This window comes from Pseudomonas sp. S3_C06, assembly GCF_054667675.1.
On record NZ_CP162747.1, the window covers coordinates 5,775,635 to 5,795,416 of the forward strand.

The 19,782-nt window shown below is 60.1% G+C and carries 19 protein-coding genes and 1 riboswitch; of the genes, 13 read left to right on the plus strand and 6 right to left on the minus strand.

The annotated features are described in order from the left end of the window. Nucleotides 1-5: 5 nt before the first annotated feature. Nucleotides 6-422, minus strand: coding sequence for an OsmC family protein (locus AB4N44_RS25715; protein ID WP_007919858.1), 417 nt, complete (start codon nucleotides 420-422; stop codon nucleotides 6-8). A 130-nt stretch (nucleotides 423-552) separates the two neighbouring features. Here AB4N44_RS25715 and AB4N44_RS25720 point away from each other — a divergent pair, with 130 nt between their 5' ends. Both AB4N44_RS25720 and AB4N44_RS25725 read left to right on the plus strand, forming a co-directional pair. After that, nucleotides 553-1,608 (plus strand): amidohydrolase family protein, encoded by a 1,056-nt coding sequence (locus AB4N44_RS25720; RefSeq protein WP_460111507.1) that lies wholly within the window; start codon nucleotides 553-555, stop codon nucleotides 1,606-1,608. A 130-nt stretch (nucleotides 1,609-1,738) separates the two neighbouring features. After that, nucleotides 1,739-3,364 carry a methyl-accepting chemotaxis protein gene (locus AB4N44_RS25725; RefSeq protein WP_127926354.1) on the plus strand — a complete coding sequence of 542 codons (1,626 nt, stop codon included), beginning with the start codon at nucleotides 1,739-1,741 and terminating at the stop codon, nucleotides 3,362-3,364. A gap of 271 nt (nucleotides 3,365-3,635) precedes the next feature. On the opposite strand, the gene AB4N44_RS25730 is transcribed toward AB4N44_RS25725, so the two are convergent. The 3 genes from AB4N44_RS25730 to purM are packed head-to-tail and all read right to left on the minus strand — an operon-like array spanning nucleotide 3,636 to nucleotide 6,066. Beyond that, nucleotides 3,636-4,349 carry a DUF3108 domain-containing protein gene (locus AB4N44_RS25730; protein WP_127926356.1) on the minus strand — a complete coding sequence of 238 codons (714 nt, stop codon included), beginning with the start codon at nucleotides 4,347-4,349 and terminating at the stop codon, nucleotides 3,636-3,638. A gap of 8 nt (nucleotides 4,350-4,357) precedes the next feature. Beyond that, nucleotides 4,358-5,008, minus strand: a complete 651-nt coding sequence (purN, locus tag AB4N44_RS25735) for a phosphoribosylglycinamide formyltransferase (protein ID WP_077571718.1) — start codon at nucleotides 5,006-5,008, stop codon at nucleotides 4,358-4,360. Continuing rightward, nucleotides 5,008-6,066, minus strand: coding sequence for a phosphoribosylformylglycinamidine cyclo-ligase (gene purM, locus AB4N44_RS25740; RefSeq protein ID WP_077571719.1), 1,059 nt, complete (start codon nucleotides 6,064-6,066; stop codon nucleotides 5,008-5,010). The genes purN and purM overlap by 1 nt, the downstream gene beginning before the upstream one ends. 373 nt (nucleotides 6,067-6,439) lie before the next feature. On the opposite strand from purM, the gene AB4N44_RS25745 reads away from it, so the two are divergent. The 5 genes from AB4N44_RS25745 to AB4N44_RS25765 all read left to right on the plus strand — a co-directional run bounded on the left by AB4N44_RS25745 (nucleotide 6,440) and on the right by AB4N44_RS25765 (nucleotide 11,106). Continuing rightward, entirely contained in the window at nucleotides 6,440-7,498 is a 1,059-nt protein-coding gene (locus AB4N44_RS25745) for a DUF2066 domain-containing protein (protein WP_455805216.1), read from the plus strand. 34 nt (nucleotides 7,499-7,532) lie between these two features. Then, nucleotides 7,533-8,606 (plus strand): AI-2E family transporter, encoded by a 1,074-nt coding sequence (locus AB4N44_RS25750; RefSeq protein ID WP_102900818.1) that lies wholly within the window; start codon nucleotides 7,533-7,535, stop codon nucleotides 8,604-8,606. Between the two features lie 206 nt (nucleotides 8,607-8,812). Continuing rightward, nucleotides 8,813-9,517, plus strand: coding sequence for a DnaA regulatory inactivator Hda (hda, locus tag AB4N44_RS25755; RefSeq protein ID WP_007919828.1), 705 nt, complete (start codon nucleotides 8,813-8,815; stop codon nucleotides 9,515-9,517). A 214-nt stretch (nucleotides 9,518-9,731) separates the two neighbouring features. Then, the gene (locus tag AB4N44_RS25760; RefSeq protein WP_007919826.1) at nucleotides 9,732-10,349 is read left to right on the plus strand and encodes a C40 family peptidase; all 618 of its coding nucleotides are present in this window, start codon (nucleotides 9,732-9,734) and stop codon (nucleotides 10,347-10,349) included. A 220-nt stretch (nucleotides 10,350-10,569) separates the two neighbouring features. Next, nucleotides 10,570-11,106 carry a C40 family peptidase gene (locus tag AB4N44_RS25765; RefSeq protein ID WP_007919825.1) on the plus strand — a complete coding sequence of 179 codons (537 nt, stop codon included), beginning with the start codon at nucleotides 10,570-10,572 and terminating at the stop codon, nucleotides 11,104-11,106. A 135-nt stretch (nucleotides 11,107-11,241) separates the two neighbouring features. Here AB4N44_RS25765 and AB4N44_RS25770 read toward each other — a convergent pair whose 3' ends face one another. Next, entirely contained in the window at nucleotides 11,242-12,555 is a 1,314-nt protein-coding gene (locus AB4N44_RS25770; RefSeq protein ID WP_460111503.1) for a PQQ-dependent sugar dehydrogenase, read from the minus strand. 66 nt (nucleotides 12,556-12,621) lie between these two features. Then, nucleotides 12,622-13,206 carry a hypothetical protein gene (locus AB4N44_RS25775; RefSeq protein ID WP_150774386.1) on the minus strand — a complete coding sequence of 195 codons (585 nt, stop codon included), beginning with the start codon at nucleotides 13,204-13,206 and terminating at the stop codon, nucleotides 12,622-12,624. Between the two features lie 163 nt (nucleotides 13,207-13,369). Next, nucleotides 13,370-13,599, plus strand: a riboswitch (cobalamin riboswitch). Nucleotides 13,600-13,680: 81 nt separating this feature from the next. On the opposite strand from AB4N44_RS25775, the gene cobO reads away from it, so the two are divergent. From cobO to AB4N44_RS25805, 6 genes are read left to right on the plus strand one after another with little or no spacing between them, the layout of a single operon-like run. Next, nucleotides 13,681-14,292 (plus strand): cob(I)yrinic acid a,c-diamide adenosyltransferase, encoded by a 612-nt coding sequence (gene cobO, locus AB4N44_RS25780; RefSeq protein ID WP_003223053.1) that lies wholly within the window; start codon nucleotides 13,681-13,683, stop codon nucleotides 14,290-14,292. Then, entirely contained in the window at nucleotides 14,289-15,689 is a 1,401-nt protein-coding gene (locus tag AB4N44_RS25785) for a cobyrinate a,c-diamide synthase (RefSeq protein ID WP_127926361.1), read from the plus strand. The genes cobO and AB4N44_RS25785 overlap by 4 nt, the downstream gene beginning before the upstream one ends. Continuing rightward, nucleotides 15,686-16,336: a 5,6-dimethylbenzimidazole synthase gene (gene bluB, locus AB4N44_RS25790; RefSeq protein WP_460111500.1), complete on the plus strand. Its 651-nt coding sequence runs from the start codon at nucleotides 15,686-15,688 to the stop codon at nucleotides 16,334-16,336. Before AB4N44_RS25785 ends, bluB begins: the two co-directional genes overlap by 4 nt. Continuing rightward, nucleotides 16,333-17,241 carry an adenosylcobinamide-phosphate synthase CbiB gene (cbiB, locus tag AB4N44_RS25795; protein WP_435035641.1) on the plus strand — a complete coding sequence of 303 codons (909 nt, stop codon included), beginning with the start codon at nucleotides 16,333-16,335 and terminating at the stop codon, nucleotides 17,239-17,241. Before bluB ends, cbiB begins: the two co-directional genes overlap by 4 nt. Beyond that, the gene (gene cobD, locus AB4N44_RS25800) at nucleotides 17,234-18,226 is read left to right on the plus strand and encodes a threonine-phosphate decarboxylase CobD (RefSeq protein ID WP_460111497.1); all 993 of its coding nucleotides are present in this window, start codon (nucleotides 17,234-17,236) and stop codon (nucleotides 18,224-18,226) included. Before cbiB ends, cobD begins: the two co-directional genes overlap by 8 nt. Beyond that, the gene (locus AB4N44_RS25805; protein ID WP_316917875.1) at nucleotides 18,223-19,674 is read left to right on the plus strand and encodes a cobyric acid synthase; all 1,452 of its coding nucleotides are present in this window, start codon (nucleotides 18,223-18,225) and stop codon (nucleotides 19,672-19,674) included. Before cobD ends, AB4N44_RS25805 begins: the two co-directional genes overlap by 4 nt. Nucleotides 19,675-19,782: the final 108 nt, after the last annotated feature.

Consider the following 19,782-nt stretch of genomic DNA (forward strand, 5'->3'; position numbering starts at 1 on the left):
GAGGATTACTGGCTGTCGAAGCCTTGTGGGGCGTGGGTTTCGATGCTGACGTCGGTGGTCGTCATCAGTTTGTGAATCGGGCAACGGTCGGCGACGCGCAGCAGTTCCTCGCGCTGGGCGTCGGTCAGGACGCCTTTGAGAGTAAGGGTGACGTGCAAGACGTATTTACCTTTTTGCTCTTCGCTGTTGTCACGTTTGACGTCGACACCGACGCCGGTCAGCGGGATGTCTTTCTTCTTCGCGTACATCTTCAGGGTCAGCGCTTTGCAGGCGCCGAGGGCCGCATCGAAATAGTCGTGCGGCTCAGGTGCCGAGCCTTCGCCGCCGGCGGATTTCGGTACGTCGGCAAACAGTTCGTGGTCATCAATCTGTACGGTATGGCGAAAACCTTCAGCGGAGACGGTATTGACGGTAACGGTCATGGGAACCTCACTGGCAGTAGGAAAAGTCGCTTCGATCAAAAAAGACCTTGCAGTTATAGAGCATTCCCACCGGTACGCGTTCCACTTTCCTGCGGGGATGAACCCTTGTTGTCAGGGCGCGGTCTAGGCTATGCCTACTTCCTGGAGATTACTTGTGTCCCTGTATCGTTTGAGTCTTGCCTGTTTGTTGGTATTTGCCGGCAACGTCAGCGCCCGCGAATACACCTACAGCGATGCGCACCTGCATTATGTGGATTTTTTCCAGGAAAGCGCAGGCATGGCGAAATTGCTGACGGCCATGCAGGACAATTCCATCGAGCATGTGATGATTTCCGGCATTCCCGTTGCGAAGAAATGGCACGAAGACGAACCGAAACGTCCGCGCTATTACGCAGGTGATGACGCTGATGCCTATTGGTACAGCGCGACTGACGTGATCGTTGCCGATGCGGTGCAGAAACTGCCAGCCGAGAAGCGTCCCTACTTTCATCCGTTCCTCTCGGGCTTCAACCCCAACGACAAGAACTCCGCCGCGCACATCCAGCGCATGCTCGATCTGTACCCAGGGCTGTGGCAGGGCATCGGCGAGGTGTTCACCCGCCATGACGACCTCACAGCGCTGACGTCCGGCGATACGCCGCGTGCCAACAACGAAGCCATGACCAAGATCTATCACCTGGCCGCCGAGAACGATCTACCGGTGATGCTGCATTCCAACATCACTTCCAAGCGTGAGAAGAATCCGCTGTACCTGAAGGAAATCGAAGAACCGCTGCGCAATCACCCGCACACGCGATTCATCTGGGCTCACGCCGGAACCAGCGCGGAGATTCATCGACATCAGACCCGGCTGACATTTCTGCTGCCAACCCTGACGCGCATGCTTGAGGCGTATCCCAACCTGTTTATCGATCTGTCCTGGAGCATGCTCACGCCGTATCTGCTGGACGAGCAGGGCAAACCGCGACCGGAATGGCTGGCGTTGGTCGAGAAATACCCCGAACACTTCATGCTTGGCTCCGATGTGGTAGGGCGTTTCAATAAGCTCGGTCAGGAAATGCACAGCTTCAAGCCGTTCCTTGATGCCCTGCCGGAGAACATTGCGCAAAAGGTCGCGAGAGATAACTTCCTGGCTATCTTGCCGCGAACGGAGTTCAAGTCCGGCAAAACCACGCTGAATCGTTAATGCCGACGGTTCGAAGGATCAAGGCCTTTTGATATCGCCTTTTCGTCTTACGCAAATTTTCACCGGGCCGATACCTTCTAAAGCAACCAGCTGCAGGGTTGATGCAGCGCTTTTGGAAGGAACCAGAGCAATGAGTATCCGTAGTCTCAATATTGCCCCGCGCGCCGGCCTCGGTTTTGGCTTGTTGGCGTTGATGGTATTTGCCCTTGGGGCGTTCGCTTTATTGCAAATGTCGAACATGCGCGCGCAGTCCGACGAGGTTGATAACAACTGGCTGCCGAGTGTCATGGCAGTCGGTGAGATGAGTCAGGACATGCTGCGCCTGCGCGCGCTGACCATGCGTCTGTTGCTCAATCGGGATCCGCAGACGCTCGAACAGAACGTTGCCAAGCTCAATGAATTACGCGGTGTGCTCAGTGAGGCCCAGCAGCGTTATGACGTGCTGATCGTACTGCCCGAGGAGCGCAGGCTGTTCGACCGCTTCAAGGTTGCCGAGCACCAGTATCTGGAGTTTCAGGCACAGGTCATGCAGTTGTCGGCGCAGAATCGGGTCGAGGAGGCCGCGACCATTCTCAATGGGCAGATGAGTCCCTTGGCCGATGAAATCGCAGTGCTTTTGCGCGAGCTGGTTGAGCTGAATAAACACAATGCCAATCTCGCCACCGAAGCAGCGCGGCTGGTGTTTACCAATTCGCGGGTTTGGGTCGGGGTGATGATCGGCGTTACCGCGCTGATCACCATAGGCCTGGCCCTGCTGCTGACGCGCAGCATCGTGCTGCCGCTGGCGCAATCGCTGGGTGTCGCCGAGGTGGTGGCCGGTGGTGATCTGACTGGCGATATCAGCATCAGTGGCAAGGACGAGCCGGCGCGACTGCTGCACGCACTCAAGAGTATGCAGCACAACCTGCGCGACACGATTCGGCAAATCTCCGAGTCCTCCAGCCAGTTGGCCTCGGCGTCGGAGGAGCTGAGTTGCGTCACGGAAGACGCTACGCGCGGGTTGCACCAGCAGAGCCTGGAAATCGAACAGGCGGCTACGGCGGTCAATCAGATGACGGCCGCAGTGGAGGAAGTGGCAAGCAATGCCGTGGCCACCTCCGAGGCGTCTCGTGAATCCGATCGCATTGCCCAGCATGGCCGCGAGCAGGTGCATCAAACGGTGCTGTCCATTGAGTCGCTGGCCGATGATGTGACAGCCAATGCGAGTCAGGTGGAAGATCTGGCGCAGAAGGTCTACAGCATCAGCAAAGTGCTGGATGTGATTCGTTCGATCGCTGAGCAGACCAATTTGCTCGCATTGAATGCCGCGATTGAGGCTGCTCGCGCCGGTGATGCCGGGCGTGGGTTTGCGGTTGTAGCGGATGAGGTGCGGGCGTTGGCCCATCGCACGCAGCAGTCGACCCGGGAAATCGAGCAGATGATCGGCGGGATTCAGCAGGGCACCGATTCGGCGGTGAGTTCGATGCAGCAGAGTAATGTGCGCGCGCGTTCGACGCTGGAGCTGGCCAAGGCGGCCGGGACTGCGCTTGAAGAGATCGCCTCGGCGTTCACGCTGATCAATGAGCGCAATCTGGTGATCGCCAGTGCCTCGGAGGAGCAGGCGGCGGTGGCGCGGGAGGTGGATCGCAATCTGATGAACATTCGTGATCTGGCGATGCAGACCTCGGCGGGGGCTAATCAGACCAGTGCGGCGAGTCAGGAGCTTTCGCGGTTGGCGGTGGATTTGAACAGCATGGTCGCCAAGTTCTCGGTTTGAGGTTTGCCTTCAAAAGCCCCTCACCCTAACCCTCTCCCAAGGGGAGAGGGGACTGACCGTGGGGAATTAAAGAGCTACGCCGACCTGACCATTCTTTGGTGAATCCATGATCGACTCGATCTTGCAGGTCGATGCATAGCGCCAGACATCTCGGTCGGCTCCCTCTCCCTCGGGAGAGGGCTGGGGTGAGGGGCGAGCCAGGCACAAGTCTCCAATCCAGCAGGCAAAAAAAAGCCCCGCATTTCGCGGGGCTCTTTGTTCTTGCGGCGGATCAGCTGCCTTTAACGGTTTTACCGTTGACGGTGCCGTCCTGGAGCATGATGTTGTACTCCTTGCCGTCGGTTTCAACCTGTTGCAGGCGAACCAGCAGGTAATCCCAATCCTTGGCGAACCACAGCACGGTAGTGCGCTTGCTTTGTGTCGGGTCGCGTACGCGCTCGACCTTGATCGCATCGATCTTGCCAGCCTTGGTCTCGACTTTTTCCGAGCCCAGCACGCGGAAGTCATAGGTATCGACTTCACCATCATCGACCACTTGATAGCTCATGGTCTTCTTGCCGGCAGCGACGTCATGCTGCAGTGCCAACTGATAGGTGGACTTGTCGACCATGCCACGGTTCAGCGGGATCTTCACCGCGTCGCCACGGTCGGTACCGGTGACCATTTTGCTGTTCCAGTCGAAATCCAGATCAGCCTTTTTCGCCTTGCCCAGACCGCCACGTTCAAAGTGGTAGGACTGCGGCAGCAAAGTGTCTTTGTCCAGGGTCAGGGTGCTTTCTTCCGTCAGGCTGGCGATCATCATCGAGGCCTTGAAGCTGAGCTTCCAGACGCCGTTGGCTTCCTTGACCAGGCTGCGCTCGGCGGTGCCGCTCATTGGCAGTTGCTTCCAGTCGGCGGTGTAGCTGGCGGAGAACGGTTGAAGGTCCGCTGCCTGCGCGAAGGGCAGGGCGAGCAGAGCGCAAGCGAAGAGCAGGGCGCGACGCATAATATCTCCTAGTGTCGAATCAAGTGGCCGCTGGCCGCGAGTAACTGGCCATCCAGTAAAGCACCGTGTTCACCGAGCGCCAGTCTGCCCTCGGCGAACCAGCGAACTGCCATCGGGTAGATCAGGTGTTCCTGAACGTGTACTCGCTGCGCAAGACTCTGCGGCGTGTCGTGCAACTCTACCGGTAATACTGCTTGTACGACCAGTGGTCCGCCATCGAGTTCCTCGGTGACGAAGTGCACGGAGCAGCCATGCTCAGTGTCGCCGGCCTCCAGCGCGCGCTGATGAGTGTGTAACCCTTTGTATTTGGGCAGCAGCGACGGGTGGATGTTGAGCAGGCGACCCTGGTAGTGGCGAACGAAATCAGCGCTGAGAATGCGCATGAAGCCGGCCAGCACCACAAGTTTCGGATTGAATTCGTCGATCAGTTCGATCAGAGCAGCATCGAAGGCCTCGCGACCTTCGAAGGCCTTGTGATCCAGCGAGCGGGTAGCGATACCCGCGTCACTGGCGCGTTGCAGGCCGTAGGCGTCGGCGCGATTGGAAATCACTGCAGCGATGCGGACCGGGTTGTCGCCGGTCCGCGTGCTGTCGATCAGAGCCTGCAAGTTACTGCCGGTGCCGGACAACAGCACCACGACATCACAGGTTGCGGACATTAATGAGCCTTAAGGTTCTGCAGATCAACCTGGGCAGCGCCTTCGGCAGCGGCAGCGATCTGACCGATGACCCAAGGCTGTTCGCCGGCGTCACGCAGGGTGTTCAGGGCCACTTCAACGTGCTCCTGAGCCACGCAGATAACCATGCCAACGCCGCAGTTCAGCACGCGATGCATCTCGGTTTCGTCAACGTTGCCTTTTTCCTGCAGCCAGTCGAATACCGCAGGGCGAGTCCAGCTAGCCACGTCAACCACCGCCTGAGCGCCTTTTGGCAGAACGCGCGGGATGTTGTCGAGCAGGCCGCCACCGGTGATGTGGGCCATGGCTTTGACGGCGCCGGTGTCTTTGATCAGCTTGAGCAGCGGCTTCACGTAGATGCGGGTCGGGGCCATCAGCAGGTCGGTCAGCGGTTTGCCGTCGAGCTGGATGTTTTCGATGTCGGCACCGGAAACTTCGATGATCTTGCGGATCAGCGAGTAGCCGTTGGAGTGCGGGCCGGACGATGGCAGCGCGATCAGCGCGTCACCGGTGGCGACTTTCGAGCCGTCGATGATTTCAGCTTTTTCCACAACGCCGACGCAGAAGCCGGCCAGGTCGTAGTCTTCGCCTTCGTACATGCCTGGCATTTCAGCGGTTTCGCCACCAACCAGCGAGCAACCCGACAGTTCGCAGCCAGCGCCGATGCCGGTTACCACTTGGGCAGCGGTGTCGACATTGAGTTTGCCGGTGGCGTAGTAGTCGAGGAAGAACAGCGGCTCGGCGCCGCAAACCACCAGGTCGTTGACGCACATGGCAACCAGGTCGATGCCGATGCTGTCATGCTTGTTCAGGTTCAGCGCCAGACGCAGCTTGGTGCCAACGCCGTCGGTGCCGGACACCAGCACTGGCTGCTTGTAGCCGGCCGGGATTTCGCAGAGGGCGCCGAAACCGCCCAGGCCGCCCATGACTTCCGGGCGCGCAGTGCGCTTGGCGACGCTCTTGATGCGTTCGACCAATGCTTCACCGGCGTCGATGTCTACACCGGCGTCCTTGTAGCTCAGGGAGGGTTGCTTGCTCATGATCCAGGCCTTTAGGGGAGGGGATTCAGGGGTAACGACCGAGTTCAGCGGGAACTTCGAAATCGTGGGGGCGATGGCCTCACGCGAGTTTCGAGGTGCCCGGCTGTTGCCGGTCTGCGAAGGCGCGCGATTTTATCAGGCTTGAGGGGCAGCGGCCATCCTCGCACCGACGGGCAGGGCCATATCAGCGGAAATTTTTTGCAATTGAGGTGTATGAACGCCTGTATAAGGTGGGGCGATTAACCGTCTATCGTTATCACTGTGCAAAAACTTACCGCTGTCGTGTGAATGTTTGGTGCTGGCAGATTGTCACAGCCTTGCTCAACCGGTTCACGCGGCGTGTTCCAGCCGCTCCTGTCGACGGGAATTCTCCATGCGTTTTTGTAAATTGTTGTTTGTGGGTTGTTTGTCTCTGATCAGCCTGGCGAGTCACGCCGAAAACCTCAAAGGCCTTTATCAAGTGCGCGAGCCGGTCAACGGTCAGGCGCCGGAAGAACGTGATCGTGCCACGCAGGCAGCGCTCGATACCCTGGTGTTGCGCCTGACCGGTGATCCCAAAGCCCCGCAGAGTCAGGGGTTGGCGGCGGTTCGCAAGGATCCTCAGCAAATCATCAGTCAGTTCGGTTTTGATGCCGGGCCACCGGAGGTGCTGAAGGTCGATTTCGATCCGGCGACCACTGAGCAGGCGTTGCGGCGTGCCGGGTTGTCCGTGTGGGGCGCCAGTCGCCCGTCGATTCTGAGCTGGTGGCTGAATGATTCGGCTGAAGGTTCGAGTCTGGTCGGTGATGGTCAGGCCGCTGCGGCGCCGTTGCGTACGGCTGCGCAACACCGCGGCTTGCCGTTGCGTTTGCCGCTGGCTGATTTGAGTGAGCAGTTGGTTGCCACTGCGCCAGCGCTTGAGGGCACGGATCCGGCGCCACTGCGCGGTGCTTCGGAGCGCTACAACGCTGACGCCTTGCTGGCGGTGCATGCCCGTGAAGAAGGCGGGCAGTGGCAGGCCAAATGGCACTTGTGGCTGGGCGATCAGAAAGAGGCGGGCAGCGTGCAGGGCGCCGATCAGGCTGCTGTCGCTGACGCAGTGATGCTGGCGGTGGCTGAGCGGCTGGCGCCACGTTTTGTCGCAAAGCCCGGCGCTTCGGGGCAGCAAACCCTGGAAGTGCAGGGCATGAATCTGGAGCATTACGCAGCGCTGTTACGGTTACTCGAACCGTTTGGCGTGCGTCTGCAAAGTGTTGATGGCGATCGTATCGTTTATCGGGTCAATGGCAGTGCCGATCAGATGCGTGCGCAGTTGTCGCTGGCCAGGTTGCAGGAGTTGCCCGCCGAAGCACCCGCCCCGGTGGCGGCGCCGCAGCCAGTGGCTGGCGGTGCAACACCTGTCGCGGCGCCAGCCCCGACACCGGCAGCACCATCGTTGCGGTTTCGCTGGTAAGTCTTTCTTTATATAGAAGCAACAGGAGTGGTAAATGGCCGATACGCGGCGTTGGTTCTGGCTCGGTGGGGTTGTCCTGCTTTGCGCGTTTGTCTGGTTGCTGCACCCGATCCTCACGCCGTTTCTGGTGGCGCTGCTGCTGGCCTATCTGTTCGATCCGCTGGTGGATCGCCTGGAGCGGCTTGGTTTGTCGCGAACCTGGGGTGTGATCGCGGTGTTTGCTCTGTTCACCTTGATCGTCACGGCGCTGATGCTTGTGCTGGTGCCAATGCTCGCCAAGCAGTTGCTGCGTTTGTACGAACTGGCGCCGCAAATGCTCGATTGGCTGCAGCACACGGCAGTGCCGTGGGCGCAGTCGAAGCTGGGGTTGTCGGATGGTTTCTGGAAGTTCGATAAGGTCAAGGCTGCGATCAGCGAGCACATGGGTCAGACCACCGATATTGTCGGCGTGGTGCTGAGTCAGGCAACGGCCTCCAGCCTGGCGCTGATCGGCTGGCTGGCCAATCTGGTGCTGATCCCTGTGGTAAGTTTCTACCTGTTACGCGACTGGGACGTGATGATGGCCAAGATCCGCAGCCTGCTGCCGCGTGATCGGGAAGAGACCATCGTATCGCTTGCCGGTGAATGTCATGAGGTACTGGGCGCGTTTGTTCGCGGTCAGTTGCTGGTGATGGTGGCGCTGGGCGTGATTTACGCGGCGGGCCTGATGATTGTCGGTCTGGAGCTGGGGCTGTTGATCGGTTTGATCGCCGGACTGGCTGCAATCGTGCCGTATATGGGTTTCGTGATCGGTATTGGCGCGGCACTGATTGCCGGGTTGTTCCAGTTCGGTGGTGATCTGTATCCGATGGTCGGGATCGTCGCGGTGTTCATGGTCGGTCAGGCGCTGGAAGGCATGGTGCTGACACCATTGCTGGTGGGTGATCGTATCGGTCTGCATCCGGTGGCAGTGATCTTTGCGATTCTGGCCGGCGGCGAGCTGTTCGGTTTCACCGGCGTGCTGCTGGCGTTGCCAGTGGCGGCGGTGATCATGGTGCTGGTGCGCCATGTGCACGACTTGTACAAGGACTCCGACATCTATAGTGGCGTTGACGATCCGCAACTGTAATGGCGAAGGGCGGCCCGGCGAAGAGCCGGGTTGGCCCGTGTCCTGCAGGTGCTGGCGCCAAAGAATCTGCCATAAAACCAGTGCATTAACGCAAACCTTTGATTTTGCTTGGACTCTGTCGCATTGTGCGCTCAGCTTCACGGGTATAAACTTCGCAAACTTTACACAGAGGCCACTAACGGTTCCTTGAGAACTGTTCAGTCAGCATGAAACCGATTCAGCTGCCCCTAGGTGTGCGTCTGCGTGACGACGCCACCTTCATCAACTACTACCCAGGCGCCAATGCCGCTGCACTCGGCTATGTCGAGCGTCTATGCGAAGCCGACGCCGGCTGGACAGAAAGCCTGATCTACCTGTGGGGCAAACACGGCGTAGGGCGTACGCATCTGTTGCAGGCGGCGTGTCTGCGATTCGAGCAGATGGGGGAACCGGCGGTGTACTTGCCGTTGGCCGAGTTGATGGACCGCGGCGTCGAAATCCTCGATAACCTCGAACAGTACGAACTGGTTTGCCTGGATGACTTGCAGGTGATTGCCGGCAAGGCTGACTGGGAAGAGGCGATGTTTCATCTGTTCAACCGTCTGCGTGACAGCGGTCGGCGCTTGCTGATTGCCGCTTCCACTTCTCCGCGTGAATTGCCGGTCAAACTGGCTGACTTGAAATCCCGCCTGACCCTGGCGCTGATTTTCCAGATGCGTCCGCTTTCCGATGAAGACAAATTGCGCGCCTTGCAATTGCGCGCGTCGCGTCGCGGTCTGCACCTGACCGATGAGGTCGGGCATTTTATTCTGACTCGCGGCACCCGCAGCATGAGTGCGCTGTTTGACTTGCTTGAACAGCTCGATCAGGCCTCTTTGCAGGCTCAACGCAAGCTGACAATTCCCTTTCTGAAAGAAACGCTAGGCTGGTAACGGCGCGGCTTTCAGCGTGTCTCGGCATATTTCAGGCGCCAGAAAATCCGCTTTCCTGCAGGGTGTGCAGGCCGCGTATCGGTTCAAATGGGCTTAAGCGCTTAGATGTAAACGAGAAACCGGGAAGTCACAAAAAGATCGATTGAATTTGCAAATGAGACTGATAGCGGGCATAGTCTCGGCTTCTTTACAACTATCAGCCACGGTCGTGCCCATGCTAAAGCGCTTCGCACCCCTCGTGCCTCTCGCACTCGTCACCCTGTTGTACGGTTGCGCTGCTCATTCTCCAGTTCAAGAGCAGCCTCAACAGGTTAAAAATTCTGCCACGGCTCAGTCTTCCGTTATTTACCAGGAAGAGCTGGACACCGAAAAAGAACTCAATGAATTCAATGGCAAGAAGCCTTATCAGCTTCCTGTTCTGGCCGACAGCATCCTCGAACGCGGCATGTCCCTGATCGGTACCCGTTACCGTTTCGGCGGTACCTCTGAAGCCGGTTTCGATTGCAGCGGTTTCATCGGCTACCTCTTCCGTGAAGAGGCCGGCATGAACCTGCCACGCTCGACCCGCGAAATGATCAACGTGGATGCGCCACTGGTCTCGCGCAGCAACCTTGAACCGGGCGATCTGCTGTTCTTCGCCACCAACGGTCGTCGCGGTCGTGTCAGTCACGCCGGGATCTACCTCGGTGACAACCAGTTCATCCACTCCAGCAGTCGTCGCAGCGGCGGTGTTCGCATCGACAGCCTGGGTGACAGCTACTGGAGCAAGACCTTCATCGAAGCGAAACGCGCTCTGGCCAACGCTCCGACTGTAGTCACTGCTCGTAAGTAATCCCCCCGTTGTCGCTGCGTTCGCGGCGACAATCGGGCTTCCGGCAACGGAGTAGACGTATACTTTACAAGGTGAAGTTAAAGTCTTACTTGAAGTTTGCCGCGTAGCCGCTAGAATCCTGAATCTATATTGATGGCAAACCGCCTGCGTGCTCACGCAGGCGGTTTTCTTTTCTGTCCATCGGCAGAAAAAGCCGCAGCCAGATCAGGATGTTCTGCTTATGACGATGTCGGCCCGCCTCACCTTGATCTTCTTCGCAGCGCTGCTCAGCGCCTGCGCCAGTCGCACACCGCCTCCTGCGCCGGTGGTTCGTGCCCCGGTCGTGTTCGGCCCCTCCCAAGCTTTTTCGCCTGCTGCTGAAGACGTGCTGTTTCGCGCGCTCGGTCTGGTCGGCACGCCTTATCGCTGGGGCGGCAACACGCCGGATTCAGGGTTTGATTGCAGCGGGCTGATCGGTTTTGTCTACCGTGATGCGGCGGGCATTTCTTTGCCACGTTCGACGCGTGAGCTGATCGTCATGCAGGCACCGAATGTCGGCAAGGAAGGCTTGCAGACCGGCGATCTGATCTTCTTCGCCACCAATGGCGGCTCGCAGGTCAGTCATGCGGGGATCTACGTCGGCGAAGGGCGCTTTGTGCATGCGCCGGCCACGGGCGGCACGGTGAAGCTGGACAGTCTGTCGAAGGCGTATTGGCAGAAGGCTTATCTGAGTGCCAAGCGGGTGTTGCAGCCGGAGCATTTGGCGCATAACCCTTAATTCAAGCCTCACACAATCCACTAATGTAGGAGTGAGCCTGCTCGCGATAACGGTCATTCAGTTAACGATGATGTCGACTGATATGGCACTATCGCGAGCAGGCTCACTCCTACAGTTGTTTGTGCATGGCGAAAATTATTTGCTGGCCGACACTCGCCACACCTTGTTGCCGACATCATCCGCCACCAGCAAGCCACCCTGCTGATCGATCACCACGCCCACCGGGCGGCCCAGTGCATTCTCATCCTTGTCGAGGAACCCGGTCAGCACATCCACCGGTGTGCCACTCGGCTTGCCGCCGGTAAACGGCACGAAAATCACTTTGTAGCCACTGTGCGGTTTGCGATTCCATGAGCCGTGCTGGCCGATAAAGGCACCTTCCTTGAACTGCGCCGGCAGGTTGTTGCCCTCGGCGAACGTCAGGCCCAAAGACGCAGTGTGCGGCCCGACGGCGTAATCCGGGGCAATGGCCTTGGTCACCAGATCCGGGTTTTGCGGCGTAACGCGGACATCGACATGTTGGCCGTAGTAGCTGAACGGCCAGCCATAGAAACCACCGTCCTTCACAGAGGTGATGTAGTCCGGCACCAGATCACTGCCGATCTCGTCACGTTCATTCACTGCCGTCCACAGCGCGCCACTGGTGGGTTCCCAGGCCAGGCCATTGGGGTTGCGGATGCCCGAGGCAAAGATCCGGTGATTGCCGGTCGCCCGATCAACTTCCCAGATCGCGGCGCGACCTTCTTCCTTATCCAGACCATTTTCGCCGACGTTGCTATTCGAGCCGACCGTGACGTACAACTTGCTGCCGTCCTTGCTGGCGATGACGTTTTTGGTCCAGTGGTGATTCAGCGTGCCGCCAGGCAAATCGACAACCTTGATTGGCTGCGACTTGATCTCGGTCGCGCCCGGTTCGTAGTTAAAGCGCAGCAGGCGATCGGTATCGGCGACGTACAGATCGTTGCCGACCAGCGTCATACCGAAAGGTGAGTTGAGGTTTTGCAGGAACACTGTGCGCGTCTCAGCGACGCCATCGTGGTCGGCGTCACGCAGCAAGGTGATGCGGTTTGGGCTGGGCACGCCAGCGCCGGCCTTGCCCATGACCTTCTTCATGACCCAGCCGCGAATCCCGCTGCTGTCATCCGGTTTTGGCGGAGCATTGGTTTCCGCCACCAGCACATCGCCGTTGGGCAGCACATACAACCAGCGCGGATGATCGAGGCCTTCGGCGAACGCTGCCACCTGGGTGCCAGCCGCCGCTGTCGGTTTGCCGCCCTCGGGCCAGCCGATCGCCGGGGCGATGTTCACCGTCGGGATCAGGGTCTTGTTCGGTTCGGGCAGCTTCGGCGACGGGCCGGTGCCGTCGGAGACTTGCAGGCTGGAGGTCTCACCGCAGGCGGCGAGCCCTCCGGCGAAGGCGATGACAAAAACGAGCTGGGGCTTGCGCATTGCTGATCTTCCCTATGAATGCATTCCTAATCATAGAGGAGGGCGCAAGCCCGATGGTTCAACTGCTCAGCTGCGGGCTTCCTTGAACAGCACGGCGATGCCCGGGTGATAGTTGCCCGCTTCGCTGCGCAACTTGCGGTAGGCGTAAGGGAAATACCAGGCGACCGCGCAGGTGTGTTCCTTTTGCAGATCGTCGACCATGTCCTGCAGCTCTTCGGGGCTGGCGCTGTGCTGGGGTTTTTGCGGCGCGATAAACAGGCAGCCGAGCTTGAGATCGCTGGCGTAGCTGATGCGTTTGGCGTCGTTGGTGATATCGAGCAGGGCTTGGGTCAGATTCAGGTTGGTGACCTTCGGCCAGCGCTGAGTGGCCTGGATAAAGGCGCGGTCTTCGGCGCCGGCCAGAAACAGATCGGCGCGAGCGTTGCGCTCGCCTTCTTCGTTCTGCTTGCGCGTGGGAGTTTCGTTCAAGGTCACCAGCTCAGCCATCCAGGCCGCCGCCGAGAGCAGTCCGAGATTGGCTTTCTCGTCATGCCAGTAAGGGGTATCGCTGTCGCCGCGCACGGCGTTGTAACGGTCGATACAGTCAAACCAGCGTTCGAGCACCGGGCGCAGGAATTCCAGGCGCGGGTTGCTGATGATCATGCCTTGCATCGTCATCATCCTTTATTGTTGTGGTGGGCTTTTCGGGAAAAGCATGGCTCTTTGATATCATTTGTATCAGTGTGGCACAAGATTGGCGGCAGATAATTGATCGGCGGCAGTTATTCGCCCGATGGCCGCCTCTTTAATTGACGCTCCACCCCCAACCCTCTAACCTTCGCGGCTTGTTTCAGGTGCTCTGTGACCTGCGTCGACAGAGTGAAACAGGGAAGCCGGTGAGGGTTGTCTTCGCACGAAGAACTACCACGATCCCGGCGCTGCCCCCGCAACGGTAAATGAGTGAAAGCTGCGCCTTGAGCCACTGCCTCGAAAGAAGCGGGAAGGCGCGCAGTCAGGCCAACGCCGCTCATGAGCCCGGAGACCGGCCTGATCCATCCAGCGGCATCACGGTGGGCGATGCCAGGCTTTTTGCCGTCTATTCTTGTGCCTGCCCGCCGTTATCCAGCCTCAACGGAGAGCTCCCCCATGACTGATTCCCCCGAGCGCGACGAACGCCATCTGGCCCGTATGCAGCGCAAAAAAGCCGTGATCGACGAACGCATTGCCAACTCGCCCGACGAGTGCGGTCTGGTGCTGGTGCTGACCGGCAATGGCAAAGGCAAAAGCAGCTCGGCGTTCGGCATGCTCGCCCGCGCCATGGGCCACGGCATGCAGTGCGGTGTGGTGCAGTTCATCAAGGGCCGCAACAGCACCGGCGAAGAGCTGTTTTTCCGCCGCTTCCCCGAGCAAGTTCGCTTCCACGTGATGGGCGAAGGCTTCACCTGGGAAACCCAGGATCGTCAGCGCGACATCGCCGCTGCCGAAGCCGCGTGGGCCGTGTCCCGTGAACTGCTGCGCGATCCGTCGATCGGTCTGGTGGTGCTCGACGAATTGAACATCGCCCTCAAACACGGCTACCTCGATCTCGATCAGGTGCTCAGCGATTTGCAGGCGCGTCCGCCGATGCAGCACGTGATCGTTACCGGTCGCGCGGCCAAGCCGGAAATGATCGAGATGGGCGATACGGTCACCGAAATGGGCATGCTCAAACACGCCTTCCAGGCCGGCATCAAAGCGCAGAAAGGCGTCGAACTTTGAATCAACCACGTCACTGCCCGGCGGTGCTCATCGCCGCGCCGGCTTCCGGTCAGGGCAAGACCACCGTCACCGCCGCGCTCGCCCGTTTGCATCGCAATCAGGGGCGCAAAGTGCGCGTGTTCAAATGCGGCCCGGACTTCCTTGATCCGATGATTCTCGAGCGCGCCAGCGGTGCGCCGGTGTATCAATTGGACATGTGGATGGTTGGCGAGCAGGAGAGTCGTCGTCTGTTGTGGGAAGCCGCTGCCGAGGCGGATCTGATTCTGATCGAGGGCGTGATGGGCCTGTTCGATGGCACGCCGTCCAGTGCCGATCTGGCGCGGCACTTCGGTGTACCGGTGCTTGGCGTGATTGATGGGACGGCCATGGCGCAGACCTTTGGTGCGTTGGCTCTAGGTTTAGCGAAGTATCAGCCGGATCTGCCGTTTGCCGGTGTGCTCGCCAATCGCGTCGGCACCTTGCGCCATGCGCAGTTGCTCGAAGGCAGCCTCACGGAGGGGCTGCGCTGGTACGGCGCGTTGTCCCGCGAAACAGGCATCGAACTGCCGAGCCGGCATCTCGGCCTGGTGCAGGCCAGCGAACTGAATGACCTCGATGTGCGTCTCGACGCCGCTGCCGACGCTCTCGCCAGCAGCTGTGAGGTAGCGCTGCCACCGGCGGTTGAGTTCGCCGCGCCTGACATCATCGCTGTCGAGCCGCTGCTGAAGAATGTACGAATCGCCGTCGCCCGTGATGAAGCGTTTGCCTTCACCTATGGCGCGAGTCTGGATCTGCTGCGGGCGATGGGTGCTGAGTTGAGTTTCTTCTCGCCGATCCGCGACACGCAATTACCTGAAGCGGACAGCGTGTATCTGCCCGGTGGTTATCCGGAGTTGCATCACGTTGCGCTGGCGCAGAACACCGCGATGGTTGAAGCGATTCGTGCGCATCATTCAGCGGGTAAACCGTTGCTCGCTGAATGTGGCGGGATGCTGTATCTGCTCGATTCGCTGACGGACGTTGAAGGCACTCGCGCCGAATTGGTTGGGCTGCTCAAAGGCGACGCGGTGATGCAGAAGCGTCTGGCGGCGTTGGCGTTGCAAGCGGTGGATCTGCCGGAAGGTTCGCTGCGTGGGCACACTTATCATCATTCCCTGACGACTACCGAACTGGCGCCGATTGCACGGGGTTTGAGCCCGAATGGTGGACGTGGGGCCGAGGCGGTTTATCGGGAAGGGCGGATGACGGCCTCTTATGTGCACTTCTATTTTCCGTCGAATCCTGTGGCTGTCGCAGCATTGTTTGCACCGTCCCTTGAGGACGCTATCGCGAGCAGGCTCACTCCTACAGTGGGCGATGTCGTGCCTGACGAAATGCAATCCCCTGTGGGAGCGAGCCTGCTCGCGAAAGGGCCATGACCGACAACACATTCTCCGAAGCCGAACGCGAAGCGGTTTATCGAGCCATCGCCGAACGCCGCGACATGCGCCACTTCACTGGCGGCACGGTCGAGCCGGATCTGCTGCGCCGACTCTTGGAAGCCGCCCACCAGGCCCCAAGCGTCGGCCTGATGCAGCCCTGGCGTTTCATCCGTATCAGCGACCGAGCCCTGCGCGGGCAGATCCAGAACCTCGTGGAAGAAGAACGCGTCCGCACCGCAGAAGCCCTCGGCGAGCGCAGTGACGAGTTCATGAAACTCAAAGTCGAAGGCATCCATGACTGCGCCGAGGTGTTGGTTGCCGCATTGATGGACGATCGCGAAAAACACATCTTCGGTCGCCGCACGCTGCCGGAAATGGACATGGCCTCGCTGTCCTGCGCAATCCAGAATCTGTGGCTGGCCTCGCGCGCCGAAGGTCTGGGCATGGGTTGGGTTTCACTGTTCGAGCCTCAGGCACTGGCTGATCTTTTGAAGTTGCCCGAAGGCGCAAAACCTCTGGCGGTTTTATGTCTGGGCCCGGTCAAGGAGTTCTATCCGGCGCCGATGCTGGTACTCGAAGGGTGGGCGCAGGCGCGGCCGCTCAATGAGTTGCTGTATGAAAATTATTGGGGAGTGAGTCAATGAGTGTGGCGTTGTTGAGTGTCGCCGCAGTGGCGCTGGATGCGCTGTTGGGTGAACCGAAACGCTGGCATCCGCTGGTGGCGTTCGGCAATTTCGCCGGGCGCATCGAGCAACGATTCAACGCCGGTGGCCGGGGCTGGCGCAGCCATGGCGTCACTGCGTGGGTGATCGCCGTGCTGCCGCTGACCTTGCTTGCTACCGCATTTTCCTGGGCGCCGTACGTGGGCTGGGTCGTCGAAATTCTCGCGTTGTATTGCGCCCTCGGCATGCGCAGCCTCGGTGAGCATGTCGCGCCGGTGGCTGCTGCTTTACGTGCGGATGATCTCGATGAGGCTCGCAAGCGTGTTGGCTACCTAGTCAGCCGCCAGACCGATGAACTCGACAGCACCGCCGTCGCTCGTGCTGCCACTGAGTCGGTGCTGGAAAACGGCAGCGATGCGGTGTTTGCCGCGCTGTTCTGGTTTGTCGTGGCGGGTGCGCCGGGCGTGGTTCTTTATCGCTTGAGCAATACGCTGGATGCGATGTGGGGCTATCGCAACGAACGCTTCGAGCGCTTCGGTTGGGCGGCGGCGAAAATCGACGACGTGTTGAACTACATTCCTGCGCGTCTGGTGGCATTGACCTACGCGCTGCTCGGCAAAACCCGACTCGCGCTGAAGTGCTGGCGCACCCAGGCGCCGCAATGGGACAGCCCCAACGCTGGCCCGGTGATGGCTGCCGGCGCTGGTGCACTGGGCGTGGAATTGGGTGGGCCGGCGATTTACCACGGCGAACTTCACGACCGTCCTCAGCTTGGCGAGGGCGCAGCGGCTGACGCAGATTCCATTGATCGTGGCTGGCAATTGGTCCAGCGCGGCGTATGGTTATGGCTGCTGATTCTCTGCGTGGGGGCTGAATTCTATGCTTGAGCACGGTGGCCGGCTGCGCAAGGCGGCACTCGATTACGGCATTGCCGAGGCGGACTGGCTCGACCTGTCCAGCGGCCTCGCGCCGTGGCCGTTCCCGATCCCGGAAATCCCGCTGCGCGCCTGGGCGCGGTTGCCGGAAACCGATGATGGTCTGGAGCAAGCTGCGTGCGATTACTACGGTGCCGCGCAAGTGCTGCCGGTGGCCGGTTCGCAGATGGCTATCCAGTTGCTGCCGCGCTTGCGCCGCGCCGGCAAAGTCGGCGTGTTGTCACCGTGTTATGCCGAACATGCCGAAGCCTGGCGCCGCAGCGGTTACATCGTGCGCGAAGTGCTGGAGCAGGAAGTCGAATTTTTTCTCGACAGCCTCGACGTGCTGGTGGTGGTCAACCCGAACAACCCGACCGGTCTGAGTCTGACCCCGGCACGATTGCTCGACTGGCACGCGCGGCTTGCCCGGCGTGGCGGTTGGCTGGTGGTCGATGAAGCGTTCATGGATAACACGCCGCAACTAAGCCTGGCGCCGCATGCGCATCAAGTCGGGCTGATCGTGTTGCGTTCGTTCGGCAAGTTTTTCGGTCTGGCCGGGGTGCGTCTGGGCTTTGTGCTGGCCGAGCGCAAGTTGCTCAAGCTGCTCGCCGAACAGGTCGGGCCATGGGCGGTGAGTGGGCCGACGCGGGTGCTCGGGCAAGCGTGTCTGCAAGACACCGAAGGGCACACACGCCAACGGATTCGCAGCGATGAGGCCAGTGAGCGGCTGGTGGCGCTGCTTGAACGCTACGGCTTCAAGCCGCAGGGCGGTTGCGCGCTGTTCCAGTGGCTGATCACCGAACACGCCGAGGTGTTGCACGCATTCATGGCCCGTCGCGGCATTCTCCTGCGCATCTTTACCCACAACAGCAGTTTGCGTTTTGGCCTGCCTGCCGACGCGGCTGAAGAGGCGCGTCTCGAACAGGCTTTAAGCGCTTTCGCCAAGGACCACGCATGACCACCCTGATGGTGCAGGGCACCACTTCCGACGCCGGTAAAAGCACACTGGTGACGGCGCTGTGCCGCTGGGCGACCCGCCAAGGTGTCGCGGTCGTCCCGTTCAAGCCGCAGAACATGGCGCTCAACAGCGCGGTGACCGCTGATGGTGGTGAGATCGGCCGTGCGCAGGCGGTGCAGGCGCAAGCGGCGTTTCTTGAGCCGCACACCGACATGAACCCGGTGCTGCTCAAGCCCAACAGCGACACCGGCGCGCAAGTGATCATCCATGGTCGCGCCGTGACTTCGATGAATGCCGTGGCGTATCACGACTACAAAGCCATCGCGATGAAAGCGGTGCTTGCGTCCCACGAGCGGCTCAGCGCTGCGTATCCGCTGGTGATGGTCGAAGGCGCGGGTTCGCCGGCGGAGATCAATCTGCGTGCCGGCGACATCGCCAACATGGGGTTTGCCGAAGCGGTGGATTGCCCGGTGCTGCTGATCGCGGACATCAATCGCGGCGGGGTTTTCGCCCATCTGGTCGGCACCCTGGAGTTGCTCTCGCCAAGCGAACAGGCGCGGGTCAAAGGTTTCATCATCAATCGCTTCCGTGGCGACATCGCCTTGCTGCAACCGGGCCTTGACTGGTTGGAACAGCGTACCGGCAAACCGGTGGTGGGCGTGTTGCCCTACGTGATGGATCTGCATCTGGAAGCCGAGGACGGCATCGATCAGCGCCAGACCGACAAGGCTGAGCAGGTGCTGAAAGTGGTGGTGCCGGTGCTGCCGCGCATCAGCAATCACACCGATTTCGATCCGCTGCGTCTGCATCCGCAAGTTGATCTGCAATTCGTCGGCCCGGGGCAGGCGATTCCGGCAGCTGACCTGATCATTCTGCCGGGCTCGAAAAGCGTGCGCAGCGATCTGGCTTATCTGCGCGCCAATGGCTGGGATACGGCGATCTCTCGGCACTTGCGTTACGGCGGCAAAGTGCTGGGGATCTGCGGCGGTCTGCAGATGCTCGGCGAGCAGGTGCATGACCCGCTCGGCCTCGAAGGCGCGCCCGGCACGAGTGCCGGTTTGGGCTTGCTGGCGTTCGAAACCACACTTGAAGCCGAGAAGCAGTTGCGCAATGTGCGTGGACGGCTGGCGCTGGAAGATGCCGACGTCAGCGGCTATGAAATTCATGCCGGCGTAACCAGCGGATCGGCGCTGGAGAATGCGGCGGTGCATCTGGATGACGGCCGTTGCGACGGTGCACAGAGTACCGATGGGCAGGTGTTCGGCACGTATCTGCATGGGCTGTTCGAATCGCCGGCGGCGAGTGCGGCGTTGTTGCGCTGGGCCGGGTTGAGCGATGTGCAGGCGGTGGATTACCACGGCTTGCGCGAACGCGATATCGAACGGCTGGCGGATCTGGTGGAGAAGTATCTGGATACGGATCTATTGCGTCGACTCTGTGGGATTTGAGTTGCCTGGGCTGGCCTCTTCGCGAGCAGGCTCGCTCCCACAGTGAATGCGGTTAGCCATACATTTTGAGTACAACTCATAACCCTGTGGGAGCGAGCCTGCTCGCGA